Source organism: Maricaulis sp. (genome assembly GCF_030149425.1).
GTDB lineage: Bacteria > Pseudomonadota > Alphaproteobacteria > Caulobacterales > Maricaulaceae > Maricaulis.
Window position 1 is genome coordinate 1 of record NZ_JASBRQ010000060.1, and the last position, 18,034, is coordinate 18,034.

General features: G+C 61.4%; 16 protein-coding genes. All 16 read left to right on the forward strand.

Going from position 1 to position 18,034, the window contains the following annotated elements:
• Nucleotides 1-49 precede the first annotated feature (49 nt).
• Nucleotides 50-538 (forward strand): NADH-quinone oxidoreductase subunit NuoI, encoded by a 489-nt coding sequence (nuoI, locus tag Q1V57_RS10465; protein WP_300530329.1) that lies wholly within the window; start codon nucleotides 50-52, stop codon nucleotides 536-538.
• Between the two features lie 41 nt (nucleotides 539-579).
• The gene (locus Q1V57_RS10470) at nucleotides 580-1,191 is read left to right on the forward strand and encodes an NADH-quinone oxidoreductase subunit J (protein ID WP_300530331.1); all 612 of its coding nucleotides are present in this window, start codon (nucleotides 580-582) and stop codon (nucleotides 1,189-1,191) included.
• Complete coding sequence (gene nuoK / locus Q1V57_RS10475; RefSeq protein ID WP_300530354.1) at nucleotides 1,191-1,499, forward strand: NADH-quinone oxidoreductase subunit NuoK; 309 nt, start codon at nucleotides 1,191-1,193, stop codon at nucleotides 1,497-1,499. The genes Q1V57_RS10470 and nuoK overlap by 1 nt, the downstream gene beginning before the upstream one ends.
• Before the next feature lie 5 nt (nucleotides 1,500-1,504).
• A complete protein-coding gene (gene nuoL, locus Q1V57_RS10480) occupies nucleotides 1,505-3,640 on the forward strand; it encodes an NADH-quinone oxidoreductase subunit L (protein ID WP_300530333.1) in 2,136 nt (711 codons plus the stop codon).
• A 1-nt stretch (nucleotide 3,641) separates the two neighbouring features.
• Nucleotides 3,642-5,156, forward strand: coding sequence for an NADH-quinone oxidoreductase subunit M (locus Q1V57_RS10485; protein WP_300530334.1), 1,515 nt, complete (start codon nucleotides 3,642-3,644; stop codon nucleotides 5,154-5,156).
• Nucleotides 5,157-5,166: 10 nt separating this feature from the next.
• Nucleotides 5,167-6,609, forward strand: a complete 1,443-nt coding sequence (gene nuoN / locus Q1V57_RS10490) for an NADH-quinone oxidoreductase subunit NuoN (RefSeq protein WP_300530336.1) — start codon at nucleotides 5,167-5,169, stop codon at nucleotides 6,607-6,609.
• Between the two features lie 3 nt (nucleotides 6,610-6,612).
• Entirely contained in the window at nucleotides 6,613-7,347 is a 735-nt protein-coding gene (locus Q1V57_RS10495) for a biotin--[acetyl-CoA-carboxylase] ligase (RefSeq protein ID WP_300530338.1), read from the forward strand.
• 38 nt (nucleotides 7,348-7,385) lie between these two features.
• The gene (locus tag Q1V57_RS10500) at nucleotides 7,386-8,162 is read left to right on the forward strand and encodes a type III pantothenate kinase (protein ID WP_300530340.1); all 777 of its coding nucleotides are present in this window, start codon (nucleotides 7,386-7,388) and stop codon (nucleotides 8,160-8,162) included.
• The gene (locus Q1V57_RS10505) at nucleotides 8,159-9,826 is read left to right on the forward strand and encodes a ribonuclease J (RefSeq protein ID WP_300530342.1); all 1,668 of its coding nucleotides are present in this window, start codon (nucleotides 8,159-8,161) and stop codon (nucleotides 9,824-9,826) included. The genes Q1V57_RS10500 and Q1V57_RS10505 overlap by 4 nt, the downstream gene beginning before the upstream one ends.
• Before the next feature lie 10 nt (nucleotides 9,827-9,836).
• Complete coding sequence (gene mce, locus Q1V57_RS10510) at nucleotides 9,837-10,256, forward strand: methylmalonyl-CoA epimerase (protein WP_300530344.1); 420 nt, start codon at nucleotides 9,837-9,839, stop codon at nucleotides 10,254-10,256.
• Nucleotides 10,253-10,597, forward strand: a complete 345-nt coding sequence (locus Q1V57_RS10515; protein ID WP_300530346.1) for a DUF1467 family protein — start codon at nucleotides 10,253-10,255, stop codon at nucleotides 10,595-10,597. Before mce ends, Q1V57_RS10515 begins: the two co-directional genes overlap by 4 nt.
• Before the next feature lie 87 nt (nucleotides 10,598-10,684).
• The gene (gene proS, locus Q1V57_RS10520; protein ID WP_300530348.1) at nucleotides 10,685-12,019 is read left to right on the forward strand and encodes a proline--tRNA ligase; all 1,335 of its coding nucleotides are present in this window, start codon (nucleotides 10,685-10,687) and stop codon (nucleotides 12,017-12,019) included.
• Entirely contained in the window at nucleotides 12,012-13,304 is a 1,293-nt protein-coding gene (locus Q1V57_RS10525; protein WP_300530349.1) for a lipoprotein-releasing ABC transporter permease subunit, read from the forward strand. The genes proS and Q1V57_RS10525 overlap by 8 nt, the downstream gene beginning before the upstream one ends.
• Nucleotides 13,297-13,980, forward strand: coding sequence for an ABC transporter ATP-binding protein (locus Q1V57_RS10530; RefSeq protein ID WP_300530350.1), 684 nt, complete (start codon nucleotides 13,297-13,299; stop codon nucleotides 13,978-13,980). Before Q1V57_RS10525 ends, Q1V57_RS10530 begins: the two co-directional genes overlap by 8 nt.
• A 258-nt stretch (nucleotides 13,981-14,238) precedes the next feature.
• A complete protein-coding gene (dnaE, locus tag Q1V57_RS10535) occupies nucleotides 14,239-17,691 on the forward strand; it encodes a DNA polymerase III subunit alpha (protein ID WP_300530352.1) in 3,453 nt (1,150 codons plus the stop codon).
• A 276-nt stretch (nucleotides 17,692-17,967) separates the two neighbouring features.
• A partial coding sequence (locus Q1V57_RS15920) for a hypothetical protein (RefSeq protein ID WP_366145133.1) occupies nucleotides 17,968-18,034 on the forward strand: 67 nt, incomplete at its 3' end.

Sequence of the window (18,034 nt, forward strand, 5' to 3'; positions counted from 1 at the left end):
TCGCCCTGGTTGGCGCCTACATCGTCTACGGAACGTAAGGGTAAAGCTCATGAGCCGTATCCAACAAGCCATTCGCGGCGCGCTCCTCCTGGACTTCTGGTCCGCTTTCGGACTGGGCATGCGCTACTTCTTCAAGAAGAAGGCCACGGTGAACTATCCCTTCGAGAAGGGCCCGCTGTCGCCGCGTTTCCGCGGTCAGCACGCCCTGCGTCGCTACGCCAATGGCGAAGAACGCTGCATTGCCTGCAAGCTGTGCGAAGCGATTTGCCCGGCGCAGGCGATCACCATCGAAGCGGAACCGCGTGAAGACGGCTCGCGCCGCACCACGCGCTACGACATCGATATGACCAAGTGCATCTATTGCGGTTATTGCCAGGAGGCATGCCCGGTCGATGCAATCGTGGAAGGCCCGAACTTCGAGTTTGCGGCCGAGACCCGCGAAGAACTCTTTTACGATAAGGCGAAACTGCTCGAAAACGGTGACCGTTGGGAGCGTGAAATCGCCAAGAACCTGGAACTGGACGCGCCGTACCGCTAATCCGCGGCGTCGTTCAAAACTTGAAAATGGAAGAGGGCGCTATGCTCGAAACCCTGGCCTTTGGGGCCTTTTCCGGAGTCGCGATCCTTTCGGCCTTGATGGTCGTGATCGCGCGCAACCCGGTAAGGTCCGTGCTGTTCCTGATCCTGGCCTTTTTCTCGGCTGCAGGACTGTTCGTTCTTCTGGGCGCGGAGTTCCTCGCCATGCTGCTGATCGTCGTCTATGTCGGCGCGGTCGCGGTGCTCTTCCTCTTCGTCGTCATGATGCTCGACGTCGATTTCGCCGAGCTGAAGCAGGGCTTCCTGGAGTATGCCCCGCTGGGCGGTCTGGTCGGCCTGATCCTGGCTGCCGAGCTGGCCATGATCGGTTTCACCTGGCAGGCCTCGGAGCAGGCCATGGCCCTGCGCGCCGCTGCGATCCCGGAAGGGATGGGCAATGTCGAGGCGCTCGGCCAGGTGCTGTATGACGATTACGTCTTCTTCTTCCAGATGGCAGGCCTGGTTCTGCTGGTTGCCATGATCGGCGCCATCGTCCTCACGCTGCGCCACAAGCCGCACGTCAAGCGCCAGAGCGTCACCGCCCAGGTCGGCCGCAAGCGCGACGAAGCGGTCGAACTCGTCGACATCAAACCGGGACAGGGGATTGGGGAATGATGGAGATCGGTCTGGGCCACTACCTGGCCGTTGCCGCGATACTGTTCACCATCGGTGTCTTCGGCATTTTCGTGAACCGCAAGAACGTCATCATCCTTCTGATGTCGGTCGAGCTCATCTTGTTGTCGGTCAATATCAACCTGGTGGCTTTCTCGAGCTTCCTCGGTGATCTCGCCGGCCAGGTCTTCGCGATGTTCGTCCTCACCGTTGCCGCGGCAGAGGCTGCTGTCGGCCTCGCCATCCTCGTCGTCTACTTCCGCAACCGGGGTGATATCTCGGTTGAGGGCGTCAACATGATGAAGGGCTAAGGATCATGGCACCGATCATTATCGTCTTCGGCCCGCTTATCGCGGCCTTCATCGCCGGTGTTTTCGGCAATTATTTCGGTCACCGCGCCGCCCAGATCATCACCACGTTTGCGGTCGGTCTGTCGGCGATCCTGTCCTGGCTGGTCTTCTTTGACGTCACAATTGGCGGCAATACCCAGACCATCGAGCTGGCGACCTGGATGTCGGTCGGCAATTTCGACGTCTCCTGGGCGATCAAGCTGGACTCGCTCTCCGCCGTCATGCTGATCGTGATCAACACGGTCTCCGCGCTCGTGCACCTGTATTCCTGGGGCTATATGTCCCACGACCCGCACCGCGCGCGCTTCTTCGCCTATCTCTCGCTCTTTACCTTCGCCATGCTGTCGCTGGTGACCGCGGACAACTTCCTGCAGGTCTTCTTCGGCTGGGAAGGTGTGGGCCTGGCTTCCTATCTGCTGATCGGCTTCTGGTACAAGAAGAAGTCCGCCAATGACGCCGCCATCAAGGCCTTCGTCACCAACCGGGTTGGCGATTTCGGTTTTGCCTTGGGCATTATGGCGATCTTCCTGGTCTTCGGCTCGGTCAAGTTCGACGACGTCTTCTCGCAGGTCGGGACAACGGATGCGGTGCTGGCCTTTGCCGGCATGGAGCTTCCGGCCCTCGAGCTGATTGCCTTCCTCTTGTTCATCGGTGCGATGGGCAAATCGGCGCAATTCTTCCTGCATGTCTGGCTGCCGGACGCGATGGAAGGTCCGACGCCGGTCTCTGCCCTGATCCACGCTGCAACCATGGTCACCGCCGGTGTCTTCCTGGTCTGCCGCGCCTTCCCGATCTACGAGCTGGCTCCGGCCACGTCCACGATCATCACGGCGATCGGTATTATCACCTGTTTCTTCGCCGCGACGGTTGGCTTGGTGCAGAACGATATCAAGCGCGTGATCGCCTATTCGACCTGTTCTCAGCTGGGCTATATGTTCTTCGCGGCGGGCCTTGGCCTGTATTCCGCAGCCATGTTCCACCTGTTCACGCACGCCTTCTTCAAGGCGCTCTTGTTCCTCGGTGCCGGTTCCGTGATCCACGGCCTGCATGACGAGCAGGACATGCGCAAAATGGGCGGCATCTACAAGGCGCTGCCGTTCACCTGGATCCTGATGATCATCGGCACGATCGCACTGACCGGCATCGGTATCCCGATGCTGGGCTGGGGCTTCGCCGGTTTCTTCTCCAAGGACATGATCATCGAGGAAGCCTTCATGGCCGGTCAGGCCGGCGTGCAGCTCGGCATGGTCGCCTTCTGGTTCGGTGTCCTCGTGGCTCTGCTCACCAGCTACTACTCCTGGCGCGTCATTTTCATGACCTTCCACGGCAAGTATCGCGGTGATGTCAAAGTGCTCAACAGCGCTCACGAAAGCCCGTGGGTGATGCTGGTGCCGCTGTTTATCCTGGCTGTCGGCTCCATCGGCGCCGGCGCAGCTTACAAGGACAGCTTCCTGGCCAAGGACAGCTTTGCCTTCTGGCAGGAGAGCCTGCCGCCGGGCCCGTATGCCGAGGGCAATTACGGTCACACCTATGGCGCTGAATACCGCGCGTCCCTGGGTGAAGCCCATGCGGCTGAAGACGGGCATGCCGCAGACGGCTATGCCACCGACGATCATGCTGCCGACACGCATGCAGCCGATACCGGCTATGGCGATGAGGCGCATGGCGGCGAGGGCTATGGTGACGGCCATGAGGGCCATCATCCGCCAGTCTGGGTGCTGTGGATGCCGTTTGGCGCTACCATGATCGGCCTGGTCGTGGCCTGGTGGTTCTACATCGTCAAACAGGGGCTGCCGGCACGGATCGCCGCGCGCGAGGGGCCGCTCTACAAGTTCCTGTACAACAAGTGGTATTTCGACGAGCTCTATAATTTCGTCTTTGTCCGGGGGGCCAAAGGTCTCGGTGACCTGTTCTGGAAGATCGGTGATGTCCGCATCATTGATGGTCTTGGTCCGAACGGGTTTGCCGCAACGGCAATGGCCACGGCTCGCCGTGTCGCCAAGGCGCAGTCCGGTTTCCTCTATCACTACGCATTCGTCATGCTGATCGGCGTCCTGGGTCTGACCCTGTGGATCATGGCCGGCAGCACCGGGGGACAATAGAATGATCGCTGAAATCCCGTCCTTCCTGTCGATCCTGACCTTCCTGCCGACGGTCGGCGCGCTGGTCATCGCGATCATGCGCTTCACGGCGCGGCCTGAAGACCAGGCCAAGATCGGCGAGAATTCCCGCGGCGTGGCCCTGCTGACCACGGTCGTAGCGCTGGGCCTGGCGATCTGGATGATGGTCGAGTTCGACCCGTCCGTGGCCGGTTTCCAGATGGTCCATGAAGTGACCTGGCTGGAACAGATCGGCCTGGGCTATCGCATGGGCGTGGACGGTATCTCCGTCCTTCTGGTCCTGCTCACCGCTTTCCTGATGCCGATCTGTATTCTCGCCTCCGGTTCGATCAAGACCCGGGTCGCCGATTACATGATCGCCTTCCTGCTGCTGGAAACGCTGATGATCGGGGTCTTCACGGCCCTGGACCTGGTTCTGTTCTACATCTTCTTTGAAGGTGGCCTGATCCCGATGTTCATCATCATCGGCGTCTGGGGTGGCCAGAACCGCGTCTACGCGGCGTTCAAATTCTTCCTCTACACCCTGCTTGGCTCGGTGCTGATGCTGGTCGCCATGATCTTCATGTTCCTGGAAGCCGGCACGACCGACATTACGGTGCTCCTGCAGACCGAGTTTGCCCGCGAGGCCCAGACCTGGCTGTGGCTGGCCTTCTTCGCCTCCTTCGCGGTGAAGATGCCGATGTGGCCGGTGCACACCTGGCTTCCTGACGCCCACGTGCAGGCTCCGACGGCCGGTTCGGTCATCCTGGCCGGCGTGCTTTTGAAGATGGGCGGCTACGGCTTCATGCGCTTCTCGCTGCCGATGTTCCCGAATGCCAGCGACTATTTCGCACCAATGGTGTTCGTGCTGTCGATCATCGCCATCATCTACACCTCACTGGTGGCTTTCCGTCAGACCGACATCAAAAAGCTGATCGCTTATTCCTCCGTCGCCCACATGGGCTTCGTGACCATGGGCCTGTTCACGATGAATGATGTCGGGGTGCAGGGCGCGCTCTACCAGATGATCTCGCACGGCGTGATCTCCGGGGCGCTCTTCCTCCTGGTCGGTGTCATCTACGACCGCATGCATACCCGCGAGATTGCCTTCTATGGCGGTCTGGTTCACCGCATGCCGGTTTATGCGGCGATCTTTGCCTTGTTTGCGATGGCAAATGTCGGCCTGCCGGGCACGTCCGGCTTTGTCGGCGAGATCATGACCATGGTCGGTGCTTTCCAGGCGGGCTGGTGGGTCGCTACCGGTGCGGCTGTCGGCGTTATCCTGTCGGCCATGTACATGCTCACCGTCTACCGCAATGTGGTGTTCGGCGAGATCACCAACCCCAAGCTGGAGACGATCACCGATGTCGACGCCAAGGAGTTCGGCATGCTCGCCGTCCTCGCCGTCTCGACCATCGTGCTGGGCGTCTTCTCCACCCTGATTACGGATGTCACGGCCGCGTCGGTCGAGAATCTGATCGCGAACTATAACGCGGCGATCGCCGCGGCAGCGCAGTAGGAGCCCTCTGATGAACGCGGATACGCTGTATCAGGAAATCGGTCTTCTCACGCCGGAGATTATTCTGGCGGGTGGGGCCATGGCTCTGTTGATGTTCGGGGTGTTTTTCACCTCCGATCGGGCCTCGAAACTTGTTTACATCGCCTCGGTGCTGCTGCTGGTCGTGGCCGGTTTTGCTTCGCTGTTCTGGACGGGAGAGGGCGGAACCGCCTTTTCCGGCGCCTTCATCTTCGATGATCTCGCCAAGTTCGCGAAGATTGCGGTCTGCCTCACCGCTGCCATGGCGCTGATCCTGGCCATGCCGTACCTGGAAGCCGAAAAGCTGATGAAGATCGAATTCCCGATCCTCGCTCTGCTGGCGGCGACGGGTATGACGGTCATGGTGTCGGCCAATGACCTGATCTCCATGTATATGGGTATCGAGCTGTCCGCCCTGGCGCTTTACGTGCTGGCCGCTTTCAACCGCGACAGCCTGCGGGCCTCGGAAGCCGGTCTGAAGTATTTCGTGCTCGGCGCGCTGTCTTCTGGCCTGCTGCTCTACGGATCCTCCCTGGTCTATGGTTTCACCGGCGCCACCGGGTTCGAACAGATCGCGGCGGCCGTTGATGGTGGCACCAATGTCGGTCTGACCTTCGGTCTGGTCTTTGTGATCTGTGGCCTGGCCTTCAAAGTCTCCGCTGCGCCCTTCCACATGTGGACGCCGGACGTCTATGAAGGCGCTCCGACCCCAGTCACGGCCTTCTTTGCCACGGCGCCTAAATTCGCCGCCATCGTGCTGATGGCGCGGGTCCTGATGGAGCCGTTCGGCGCTGTCGTTGATGACTGGCGCGACGTGATCTGGATCATCGCGGTTCTGTCCATGGGCGTGGGTGCCTTCGGCGCCCTGACCCAGGAAAACATCAAACGCCTGCTGGCTTATTCCTCGATCGGCAATATGGGCTATGCCCTGGTGGCGATCGCGGCGGCCAGCCAGACCGGTCTTTGGGCGCTTCTTGTCTTCATGGCGCTCTACATGATTGGCGTCGTCGGTGCCTTCGGCGCGGTGCTGTCGATGCGCACGCGTGAAGGCATGGTCGAGAATATTTCTGACCTGGCCGGTCTCGCCCAGCGCAGCCCGGGGCTCGGCTGGTCGATTACGGCGCTGATGTTCTCCATTGGTGGTCTGCCCTTCATGGTCGGCTTTTTCGGCAAGTTCTTCGTCATCTACGCGGCCGTGCAGGCGGATCTGATCATCCTGTCGGTTCTCGCCGTGCTCTTCTCGGTCGTCTCCGCGGCCTACTATCTGCGCGTGGTGAAGGTGATCTGGTTCGACAGCTCCGACATCGAATTCGTCCCGTCTTCGATGAGCGTTTACTGGGTGACCCGCGTGGCTGGCCTGGCCACCGTGCTCTTGCTGCCGGTCCTCGGATGGCTCGTCTTCCGCGCTTACAGCGTCGGCCTGGCGACCCTGTAACTCTTGCTCGTCGGCCCGGACTTCCGCACCGAATGGCGCGAGGAAACCGCGTCTACAAACACTGATGCGCGCTCGCTGGCTGAAGCCGGCGAGCGCGGTCCGCTTTGGATCGCCGCAAAACGCCAAACCGCCGGCCGCGGTCGGCGCGGGCGCAGCTGGAGTGGGGTCGAGGGCAATCTCTTCACCACCGGGCTGTTCACCTTCAGTGCTGACCCGGGTGAGGTTGCCAAGCTGTCCTTCGCTGCCGCGCTGGCGGTGGCCGAGGTTTGCGATACGGCGGGTATCGATCCGGCCCGTACCAAGCTGAAATGGCCTAATGACGTGCTCGTCGATGGCCGCAAGCTGGCCGGCATCCTGCTGGAATCGGGGAGTGCTCCGGGTGGTGGTCTGTGGCTCGCCGTTGGCATCGGGATCAATATTACCCAGGCACCGAAAATCGATGACCGGCCGGTCTGCTCGATCAATGAAGCCGGCGGCCGGGCGACGCGGGAGGCCGCACTTGATACGCTGGCGGCCAGTTTCGGCGGCTGGCTCAAACGCTGGACCGTGGATGGTTTCGGTCCGATCCGGGATCACTGGCTCATGCGTGCGCATGGCCTCGGAGCGAACTGCCGCGCCCAGCTGGGCGAAGAGACGTTGCGCGGTGTGTTTGCTGACCTGGCGCCGGACGGATCGCTGCGGCTGGACTTGGCCAGCGGCGAACGCCGGTATATCTCCGCGGGCGAAGTGTTTTTTTGACGGATCCGGCGCGTCAGGCCGGGTGAGAAAGGTGTGCCATGCTGCTCGCGATCGATTGCGGCAATACCAATACACTCTTCGCCATTCATGATGGCGAGGACTGGCAGGCGCAATGGCGCTCCGGTACGGACTCAACCCGGACCGCCGACGAGCATGCGGTCTGGCTGTCCCAGTTGATGGATCTGCACGGGTTCGCCTTCAAGGATATCGACGCCTGTGTGATCTCCACCGTGGTGCCCCAGGCCCTGTTCAATTTGCGCAACCTGTCTCGCCGCTATTTCGATGCCGAGCCGATCATTGTCGGCGAAAACGGCGTCAATCTGGATATGGAAGTCCGACTGGCTCGAGCGTCCGAAGCCGGTGCAGACCGTCTGGTCAACGCGCTTGGCGCCCGCGGTGTTTATGACGGACCGCTGATCATTATCGATAGCGGCACCGCAACGACGTTTGACGTCATCAGCGCTGACGGGGCGTTCGAGGGCGGCATCATCGCGCCGGGCATCAACCTGTCCATGCAGGCCCTGCATGCGGCGGCTGCAAAACTGCCCCGTGTCGCCATTGCCCGGCCGCAAAAAGTCATCGGCAATGATACCGTCTCGGCCATGCAGTCCGGTGTGTTCTGGGGCTATATCGACCTGATCGACGGTCTGGTCGCGCGCATCAAGGAAGAGCACGGCCAGCCGATGACAGTGATCGCAACCGGCGGTGTCGTGTCGCTGTTCGACGGCGCGTCGCAGACCATTGATCACTATGATCCCGATCTCACCATTCGCGGCCTGTTGCAGGTCTGGAAGCTCAATGGAGGCCAGGCATGAGCGACAGCATGATTTTTCTGCCCCTGGGCGGGTCCGATGAAATCGGTATGAATTTGAACCTCTACGGCTATGGGCCGGAAGAGGATCGCAAATGGATCATCGTCGATTGCGGCGTGACCTTCGGCGACCTGTCGACGCCGGGCATCGACCTGATCATGCCGGACCCGACCTTTATCGAGGACAATGCCGACAATCTGCTCGGTATGGTGCTGACGCATGCGCATGAGGATCATATGGGCGCCGTGGCCAAGCTGTGGCCGCGTCTGAAATGTCCGATCTATGCCACGCCTTTTACCGCCTGGCTGGTGCGCGACCGTCTGGCCGAGTTTGGCCTCCTTGATGAGGTCGATCTGCGTGAGATCAATCTCGACAGCCGGTTCGATCTCGGCCCGTTCGATATCCAGCTGGTGACGCTGACCCACTCCATTCCCGAGCCGAATGGCCTCGCGATCCGCACGCCGGCGGGCCTGGTTCTGCACACTGGCGACTGGAAGATCGATCCGGATCCACTCATCGGCGAGACCACGGATGTGTCCGCGCTGGAGGCGATGGGCGAGGAGGGCGTCCTCGCCATGGTCTGTGACAGCACCAATGTCTTCTCGCCCGGCGATAGCGGTTCGGAAGCGGGCTGCCGTGATGCCCTGATCGAATTGGTCGGAGAGCTGACCGGCAAGGTCGCCATCGCGGCCTTCGCCTCCAATGTCGCGCGTCTGCAATCGGCTATTGAGGCCGCCGAGGCCAATGGCCGCCGGGTCTGCCTGGTCGGGCGCTCCATGCACCGCATGACGGCGGCGGCGAAATCGGTTGGCTTGCTCAAAGGCATCCAGGACTTTGTAGACGAAGAGGAGGCGGGGTATTTCCCGCCGGAGAAGATCCTCTATCTGTGCACCGGCAGCCAGGGCGAGCCGCGCGCGGCCCTCTCGCGCATCGCTGAAGGCAATTATCGCCATGTCTCGCTGGGCAATGGCGATACCGTGATCTTCTCCAGTCGCGTCATTCCGGGCAATGAGATCGGGATTTTCGAGCTGCAGAACCGGCTCGCCGAAAAAGGCGTCAATATCATCACCGAGAAGGATCGTCCGATCCATGTTTCCGGCCACCCCTGCCGCGACGAGCTGGCGCAAATGTATGGCTGGGCCAAGCCGAAAGTGGCGATCCCGGTGCATGGCGAACGCCGTCACCTGCTCGAACACGCCAATTTCGCGCGCTCACTGCAGGTGCCGCACGCGGTCTCCGTGCGCAATGGAGACATGGTGGAAATCCATTCCGACGGCACGGCCGGTATCATCGACGAGGTCCCGTCCGGGCGCATGTATGTCGACGGCAAGTTCATGATCCCGTCCGACGGGGAGGCGGTGAAAGAACGCCGCCGCCTGTCCTGGGCCGGCTATATCACCGTCGCCCTCGCGGTCGACGACCGTGGCAATCTGATCTCCGGCCCCAATGTCACCGCGGCCGGCTTGCCCGAAGATGATGATTTTCCGATCGAGGCCTTCCACGACGCGCTGGAAACGGCAGCGGAAGAGAAATTCGATCGCCTGGGCCGTCGCGCTAAAAAAGACCCGGACGTGGTCGAGGAGGAAGTCCGCCTTGCCGTTCGCCGCGAAGCCAATGCGATTTGGGGTAAAAAGCCGCATGTCGATGTGATCGTCCTGCCGGTATAGGGAGCTCATGATGAAAATCGGACGTTTGAACCATGTCGGCGTGGCCGTGCCGGATATCGAAGCGGCCAAGCAGACTTATGCCGAGCTCTATGGCGCTACCGAAGCCACCGAGACCAAGGATTTCCCGCAACTCGGCGTCAAGGTCGCCTTCGTGCATTTGGATAATTCCGAGATCGAGCTCTTGTCGCCGCTGGGCGATGACAGCCCGGTACACAAATTCCTAGAGCGCAATCCGAAGGGCGGTCAGCACCATCTGTGTTTCGAGGTCGCCGACATCGTCGCTGCGCGTGATGCCATGATTGAGCGCGGCGCCACTGTTCTGGGCACGGGAGAACCCTATATCGGGGCTCATGGAGTTCCCGTGATCTTCATCCATCCCAAGAATTCTAACGGCCAATTGATTGAATTAATGCAGGAACCGTCGCGATGATGCGCTATCTGCCTTATCTCCCCGTCGCCTTGACCGGTATTCTCTGGCTGTCGCGCTTCTTTATCCGCGATGCCGGGGTCGGTGTCGTCAACGGGGTGGTCGTGTTCCTGATTACCTGGTCGCTGATCGTCTTCATGATCCTGCCGATCGGGGTGCGCAGCCAGGAAGAAAGCGGTCAAGTGATCGAGGGGACCGAGCCTGGGGCTCCCATGGTGCCGGATCTGGCGCGCAAGGCCTGGTGGACCACGGTGGCCACCTCGGTGATCTGGCTGGTCTTCTTTCTGCTGGTTGAGACCGGCGCCTTTGCCGCGATGATGCCGCAAACCGGTTTCTGGGATTAGGTCTGAGATCGCGGCGCTCTGCGCCTTGTAATCACAGGCGAACGCGGTCTATTGGAGAATGATCACTCCAACGCGGACCATTCTCGCATGCGCCTTTCCCGCTTTTTCCTGCCGGTCCTGAAGGAAACCCCTTCGGACGCCCAGATCGTCTCCCACCAGCTCATGCTGCGCGCCGGCATGGTGCGCCAGCAATCGGCCGGGATTTATTCCTGGCTGCCACTCGGCTGGAAAGTGCTGCAGAAGATCTCCGACATTGTCCGCGAAGAGCAAAACCGTGCCGGTGCGGTAGAAATGCTCATGCCGACCATTCAGTCGGCAGATCTGTGGCGTGAAAGCGGGCGCTATGATGATTATGGCCAGGAGATGCTGCGCATTACCGATCGCCATGAGCGCGACATGCTGTTCGGGCCGACCAATGAAGAGATGATCACCGATCTCTTCCGCACCTATTGCCGGTCTTACAAAGATCTGCCCAAGCTGCTCTATCATATCCAGTGGAAATTCCGCGACGAGATCCGCCCGCGCTTCGGCGTCATGCGCGGCCGCGAATTCCTCATGAAGGACACTTATTCCTTCGACCTGGATGAGGCGGCGGCCCGCCATGCCTATAACCGCATGTTTGTGGCCTATCTCAACACCTTTTCCCGCATGGGGCTGAAAGCCGTCCCGATGCGCGCCGATACCGGCCCGATCGGCGGGGATCTCTCACACGAGTTCATCGTCCTGGCCGAGACCGGTGAGAGCGAGGTCTTCTGCCATGCTGATCTTGTTGAAATGGGTGCACCGGGCCCGGATGTGGACTGGGAGGGCGATCTTCAGCCGCTGGTCGACCAGCGCACCGCGCTCTACGCCGCGACCGAGGAAATGCACGACGCCGACGCCTTTGCCCAAGTGCCGGAAGACCGACGCCTGTCGGCGCGCGGCATTGAGGTTGGCCATATCTTCTATTTCGGCACCAAGTATTCCGAGCCGATGAAGGCCTATGTCACCCATCCCGACCAGAAGGACCGGCCGGTGCATATGGGCTCTTATGGCGTGGGCGTGTCGCGTCTTCTCGCCGCCATCATCGAAGCGCATCACGACGACAAGGGCTGTATCTGGCCGGAAAGCGTGGCGCCGTTCGGGGCCGGTATTCTCAACCTGCGCGCTGGCGACGAAGCGGCCGATGCGGCTTGCGAGAGTGCCTATGCTGCGCTCAGTGAAGCCGGGCTCGACCCGCTTTACGACGACACCAAGGAACGTCCGGGCGGAAAGTTTGCCACCGCCGATCTGATCGGCTTGCCCTACCAGCTGGTGATCGGACCGCGCGGTCTGAAGGAGAACAAGGTCGAGGTGAAGGTGCGCCGCTCCGGCGAGACGCACGAATTGTCTCCGGAAGATGCGGTGGCACGCCTGGCCGAGCGGGCCTTCTCGAATGGCTGACACGCAGGCCGGAGCCGGCGCTTTCAGCGCGCATGAATTCACCATTGCCGGACGCTATCTGCGCACCAAGCGCAAGCACGGCGGCGTGGCCATGATCGCCATCATTTCCGTGGTCGGTATCACCTTGGCGGTGATGGCATTGATCTCGGTCATGTCGATCATGAACGGTTTTCGCAACGAGCTCATGCGCCAGCTGCTCGGGTTTCAGCCTCATGTCTATGTCGATACCCGCTTTATCCCGGGTGAGGGCGCAGAAGCCCTGGTTGACCAGCTCGAAGCGCTTGAGGGCGTGGAGAGTGCCAATCCGGTTGTCACCGGCCAGGTGATGGCGACGGCCGGCGGCCGCGATGCCTTTATCCAGATATTGGCGACACACCCGGATGACCTGGCGCAATTGCAGGCGATCCGGGACGGCCAGGACCCGATGAGCCGCACCGGGTTGACCCATGGTGATCTCAGCGAGTTCGGCGTGGGCCGCAATGGCGGTGATGTGATCGTCCTCGGACAGGGTGTTGCCCGGCGGCTCGGCGTCAATGTCGGGGATGATGTGACTTTCCTGACCGCGCGGGGGGCTTCGGGGCCGTTTGGCGTCACGCCGCGGCGCAAGGCCTACCGTGTCGGCGCGATCCTCGCGGCGGGCGTGTCGACCATCGACAACGCGGTCGCCTTCATGCCGCTGGAGCAGGGCCAGATCTTCTTCAACCGCGAAGGCGAGATCGAAATGGTCCAGGTGCGGCTGGAAGATCCGAGCCGTGCGGGGGAATATGTTGCCCCTGTCCAGGCGATATCCGGCCCCAATACCGTCGTCAGCGACTACACCAGTTCTGACCCGGCCTTGTTCAACGCGTTGCAATTTGAGCGAACGGCTATGCGTCTGGTGATGGCCATCGTTATCGCGATCGCAGCGATGAACATCATCTCCGGCCTGGTCATGCTGGTGAAGAATAAGGGGCGCGATATCGCCATTCTCCGGACCATGGGGATGACGCGGGCCAGCATACTGCGCGTGTTTCTTATCGTAGGCGCGTCCATCGGCATGATTGGTACGCTGCTCGGTGTCGTGCTCGGTACGCTATTTGTGCTCAATATTGGCTGGATCCAGGACCTGGTTCGTGTGCCTTGGGATCCGGATGTCTATTACCTGTATCGCATCCCCGCCGACCTCGATCTGGGCGAAGTCGCTTTCGTTTCGATCTTCGGCCTCGTCGTCTCCCTGCTTGTGACCCTGCCGCCGGCCTGGCGCGCCGCGCAGCTCGATCCGGTGGAGGCACTGCGCTATGAGTAGTCCGGTATTGCAGCTCACCAATGTTGAGCGCACCTATGTCACCGAGGCGGGGCCGCTGGAGGTCTTGCGCGGGGTCAATCTCTCGATCGCTCCGGGCGAGATTGTCGGCTTGGTTGGCCCATCCGGCTCAGGCAAATCCTCGCTCTTGCATGCCGCCGGGCTTCTGGAGCGTCCCGATGGCGGTGATGTGCTGATAGACGGCCTGGCGACCAATGCGTTGACCGACACAGAACGGACTGCGCTGCGGCGCAATGCGATCGGCTTCGTCTACCAATTCCATCATCTTCTGCCTGAATTCGATGCTCTGGAGAATGTCACGCTGCCGCAGCAGATCGCCGGCCGATCTGCCGGTCAGGCTGCGGAACGGGCGAGGGGGTTATTGAGCCAACTGGGACTGTCCGAGCGCCTTCATCATAATCCCGCGCAGCTGTCGGGAGGCGAGCAGCAGCGTGTTGCCATCGCCCGTGCTCTGGCTAATACGCCCCGCGTATTGCTTGCCGATGAGCCCACCGGCAATCTCGACCCGGATACCTCCGCCACGGTTTTTGATGCTTTTCGCAAGAGTGTGCGTGAGGCCGGCGCTGCGGCTCTGGTGGCAACGCATAATCATCAGCTGGCGGACGGAATGGACCGTGTCGTGACCTTTGATCATGGCCGGTTGACGGTTCGAGGCTAGAACAAATCTGGAACAAAGTTACGAATCACACTTGACGCTTCTCTCCATCCGTGAAAAGAACAAAGCAAGAACATTGATGCGGGAGGACATTATGCGTCAGATGATCAAAGATGTTTCGGCTGCGACTGCGGTTTTGGGCTTTGCCTGGATGGTGACTGTGTGGGGCTCGGTTCTCGCCGCGGTCTGAGCGCGCTAATCTGATCCGACTCGCGCCCATCTGGGCGCGTGCGGATCATTCGGGGCGCGGAGACTGAATTCATGACGGCGAAGACACCTTTTGTGCATTTGCGCGTCCGTTCGCCCTATTCGTTGCTAGAAGGCGCGATCCGCATCCCGAAAATGGCCGAAGCCTGCCAAGCCTATGGCATGCCGGCCATCGCGCTGACAGATACCAATAATCTGTTTGGCGCCCTGGAATTCTCCGAAGTCATGGCCGGAAATGGTGTGCAGCCCATTGTCGGCTGTACGCTTTCGGTGCGACTTGGTCAGCCGCATCCCGGTGAGCGGGCCGAGGCCGATGGGACCTTGGCGCTCTATGCCCAGAACCGGGAGGGCTATGACAACCTCATGGCGCTCTCCAGCGCCGCCTATCTTGATGTCGATGGAACCGAGGAGCCGCATGTCCCGCTCGATCTCGTGCTGTCGCACCATGCCGGTCTGATCGCACTGAGCGGAGGGCCGGACGGTATCCTCAATCAGCTTCTGGTGGCGGGGCGCGAGCCTGAGGCCGCGGACCTACTCGGCCGGTTCGGTGCGACCTTTGGCGACAGGTTCTATGTCGAGCTTCAACGTCATGGCCGGGCCGAGGAATTGCAGGCGGAGGCTTGGCTGGTCGATCAGGCCTACGCCCGCGATCTGCCGCTGGTGGCGACCAATGAGGCGTTTTTCCCCGACCCGGGCATGCACAAGGCGCATGACGCGCTTCTGTGTATCTCTGACAGCACCTATGTTTCCGTCGCCGACCGCCGCAAGGTCACCGACCAGCACCATCTGGCAACGCCAGATGAAATGCGGGAGCGTTTTGCGGATTTGCCGGAGGCGCTGGAGAACACGCTGGAGATCGCCCGGAGATGTGCCTATCGGGTTAGGACCCATCCACCGATCCTGCCGAGCTTCCCGACCAAGGGCGGCCGCGATGAGGCTGAGGAACTGGTTGCCCGGGCGCATGAAGGTCTGACCGAGCGGATCGCGGCGGGGGCCACGGCTGTCAGCGAGCAAGAATACCGCGATCGTCTCGATTTCGAGCTCGACATCATCAAGCAGATGGGTTTCCCGGGTTATTTCCTCATCGTCTCGGACTTCATCCAGTGGGCCAAGGCGCATGATATCCCGGTCGGGCCGGGCCGTGGTTCCGGTGCCGGCTCGCTGGTGGCCTATTCCCTGACGATTACCGATCTCGATCCGCTGCGCTTCGGCCTGCTGTTCGAGCGTTTCCTCAATCCTGAACGCGTCTCCATGCCCGACTTCGACGTCGACTTCTGCCAGGAGCGGCGCGGCGAGGTGATCCGCTATGTACAGGATCAATACGGCCATGACCGGGTCGCCCAGATCATCACCTTCGGTACCCTGCAGGCGCGCGCTGTGGTCCGCGATGTCGGCCGGGTGCTGCAATTGCCCTTCGGTCTCGTCGACAAGCTGGCCAAGCTGATCCCGGCCAACCCGGCCAATCCGGTCACCCTGGCCCAGGCGCTCGATATTGAACCGCGCCTCGGGGAGATGCGGGCTGAGGACCAGGCGGTCGACAGTCTGCTGACCACGGCGTTGAAGCTGGAAGGCTTTTACCGCAACGCCTCCACCCACGCGGCCGGCGTGGTGATTGGCGACCGCAAACTGTCGGAACTGGTTCCGCTATATCGCGATCCGCGCTCGGATATCCCCGCCACCCAGTTCAACATGAAATGGGTCGAGCCGGCCGGGCTGGTGAAGTTTGACTTCCTCGGCCTGAAAACCCTCACCGTGATCGCCCGGGCGCTGTCCTATATCGAAAGTACCGGCCGCGAGGCACCGGATATCGAAGCCATCGATCTGGAAGACCGGCCCACTTATGAACTTCTGGCCTCCGGCAATGCCATCGGCGTGTTCCAGCTCGAGAGCTCGGGCATGCGCGATACGTTGAAGAAGATGAAGCCGGACGCGATCGAGGATCTGATCGCCCTGATCTCGCTCTATCGACCGGGCCCGATGAAGAATATCGACGTCTATGTCGATCGAAAATTCGGTCGCGCTGAGGTGGATTGCCTGCATCCCGATCTCGAGGGCGTGCTGTCAGAGACCTATGGCGTCATCATCTACCAGGAACAGGTGATGCAAATCGCCCAGATCCTGTCTGGCTATTCCCTTGGCGAAGCCGACCTGCTGCGCCGCGCGATGGGCAAGAAGAAAAAAGAGGAGATGGACAAGCAGAAGGTCCGCTTCCTCGATGGCGCCGAACAAAATGGCGTCGATCGTGCCAAGTCCTCCTACATTTTCGAACTGGTGGCCGAGTTTGCCGGCTATGGTTTCAACAAGTCGCACGCCGCCGCCTATGCCGTCATCGCCTATCGCACCGCCTATCTGAAGGCCAACTATCCGGTTGAGCTGATGGCGGCGCTGATGTCGCTCGATCGGGCCAATACCGACAAGCTGGCCGCTTTCCACCAGGAAATCCGGCGCATGGGCATTGATGTCCTGCCGCCCTGCGTCAATGCCGCCGAGGCCGATTTCTCGGTCGAGAATGGCGCGGTGCGTTTTGCTCTCGGGGCCATTCGTAATGTGGGCTTCTCGGCGATGGAGCATATCGTCGCCGAGCGCACCGCGAACGGACCGTTCAAGGATTTGTATGATTTCGCCGAGCGTGTCGATCCGCGCCAGGTCAATCGGCGCACGTTTGAAAACCTGGCGCGCGCCGGGGCGTTTGACGGTATGGAGCCGGATCGCGCTAAAGTGCTGGCTTCGGCCGATATCCTCCTGTCCATGGCCCAGCACGCAGCCGAGCAACGTGAGAGCGCCCAGGCCAGCCTGTTTGGCGGTGGCGATGCGACGGTTGAACTGCAACGTCCGAACCTGCCTGAGCCAGAGCCGTTCAGCGCCACCCAACGCCTCGATGAAGAGCTCGCTGCCATCGGCTTTTATCTGTCCGGGCATCCGCTGGACGATCTCACCGAACAATTGGCCGGTCGCGGTGTGGTTCTTTTCGCCCAGGCTCCCGGCCGGGTGATGGAGGGCGCGACCGCCTTGCGCCTGGCGGGCGTGGTCCGCCGCCGTCAGGAACGCGTGTCGAACAAGTCCGGAGAGCGTTTCGCCTGGGTGACCTTGTCGGATCCGTCCGGCGAGTTCGAGGTCTTTGTCGCGCCGGAACTCCTGCGCACCTCCCGCGATGAACTCGAGGCGGGGTCGGCCATCATTGTCGACTGCCGGGTGGATGAACGCGAGGAACAGCTGTCCTTCTTCGCGGATCGGTTAAAGCCGCTCGACACGCGCATGTCGGCCCATCGGCTGCGTATCCGTCTCGATGACGCCTCGGCTTTGGCTGGCATCAAGGCACGGCTCGACCGCGCCAATGCCCGTTCCGATGCAACGCCGGACGCTGCGGTTCAACTCTTCGTCCCGCTCGGTACTGGCGGTGAAGCGGAGCTGCATCTGGCCGGGCGGCACTGTGCTGACGCGGCGGTCCAAGCGGCCCTCCGGGCCGTCAAGGGCGTGGCCGTGGTCGAGGCCGAGACCGCAGCCTGAACCTGTCCTCGCGCGGGCAAGGCGGGGCACTTCCGCGCTAGGGCTGATCCGTGTGCGGAGACAAGGGTCGGGCCGGTTTTCCAGGCTAAGCCTGAAACACTGCACTTGGCCGCTCGAACACAACCGTGAACCGCTTGCATTGCTGGGGCTTCAGGCCTATAAGCCGCGCCATCACGCACACGGGGCTCCGGCAGCTCGTTTTGTTTTGCCGCTCCGGTGCCGTTCGATGGTCGAACGGCTCCGCCCCGTGGAGGCCAACCGGAAAAGGATACATCGATGGCTCTCCCTGAATTCAGCATGCGCCAGCTGCTCGAAGCTGGCTGTCATTTCGGACACCAGACGC

Bases quoted from the DNA above. Each gene is read 5' to 3' on its own strand.
- proS (WP_300530348.1), top strand. From the start codon at position 10,685: ATGCGCCTTTCCCGCTTTTTCCTGCCGGTCCTGAAGGAAACCCCTTCG.
- Q1V57_RS10485 (WP_300530334.1), top strand. From the start codon at position 3,642: ATGATCGCTGAAATCCCGTCCTTCCTGTCGATCCTGACCTTCCTGCCG.
- nuoI (WP_300530329.1), top strand. From the start codon at position 50: ATGAGCCGTATCCAACAAGCCATTCGCGGCGCGCTCCTCCTGGACTTC.
- Q1V57_RS10530 (WP_300530350.1), top strand. From the start codon at position 13,297: ATGAGTAGTCCGGTATTGCAGCTCACCAATGTTGAGCGCACCTATGTC.
- nuoK (WP_300530354.1), top strand. From the start codon at position 1,191: ATGGAGATCGGTCTGGGCCACTACCTGGCCGTTGCCGCGATACTGTTC.
- Q1V57_RS10525 (WP_300530349.1), top strand. From the start codon at position 12,012: ATGGCTGACACGCAGGCCGGAGCCGGCGCTTTCAGCGCGCATGAATTC.
- Q1V57_RS10500 (WP_300530340.1), top strand. From the start codon at position 7,386: ATGCTGCTCGCGATCGATTGCGGCAATACCAATACACTCTTCGCCATT.
- nuoL (WP_300530333.1), top strand. From the start codon at position 1,505: ATGGCACCGATCATTATCGTCTTCGGCCCGCTTATCGCGGCCTTCATC.
- dnaE (WP_300530352.1), top strand. From the start codon at position 14,239: ATGACGGCGAAGACACCTTTTGTGCATTTGCGCGTCCGTTCGCCCTAT.
- Q1V57_RS10515 (WP_300530346.1), top strand. From the start codon at position 10,253: ATGATGCGCTATCTGCCTTATCTCCCCGTCGCCTTGACCGGTATTCTC.
- mce (WP_300530344.1), top strand. From the start codon at position 9,837: ATGAAAATCGGACGTTTGAACCATGTCGGCGTGGCCGTGCCGGATATC.
- Q1V57_RS10505 (WP_300530342.1), top strand. From the start codon at position 8,159: ATGAGCGACAGCATGATTTTTCTGCCCCTGGGCGGGTCCGATGAAATC.
- Q1V57_RS10470 (WP_300530331.1), top strand. From the start codon at position 580: ATGCTCGAAACCCTGGCCTTTGGGGCCTTTTCCGGAGTCGCGATCCTT.
- nuoN (WP_300530336.1), top strand. From the start codon at position 5,167: ATGAACGCGGATACGCTGTATCAGGAAATCGGTCTTCTCACGCCGGAG.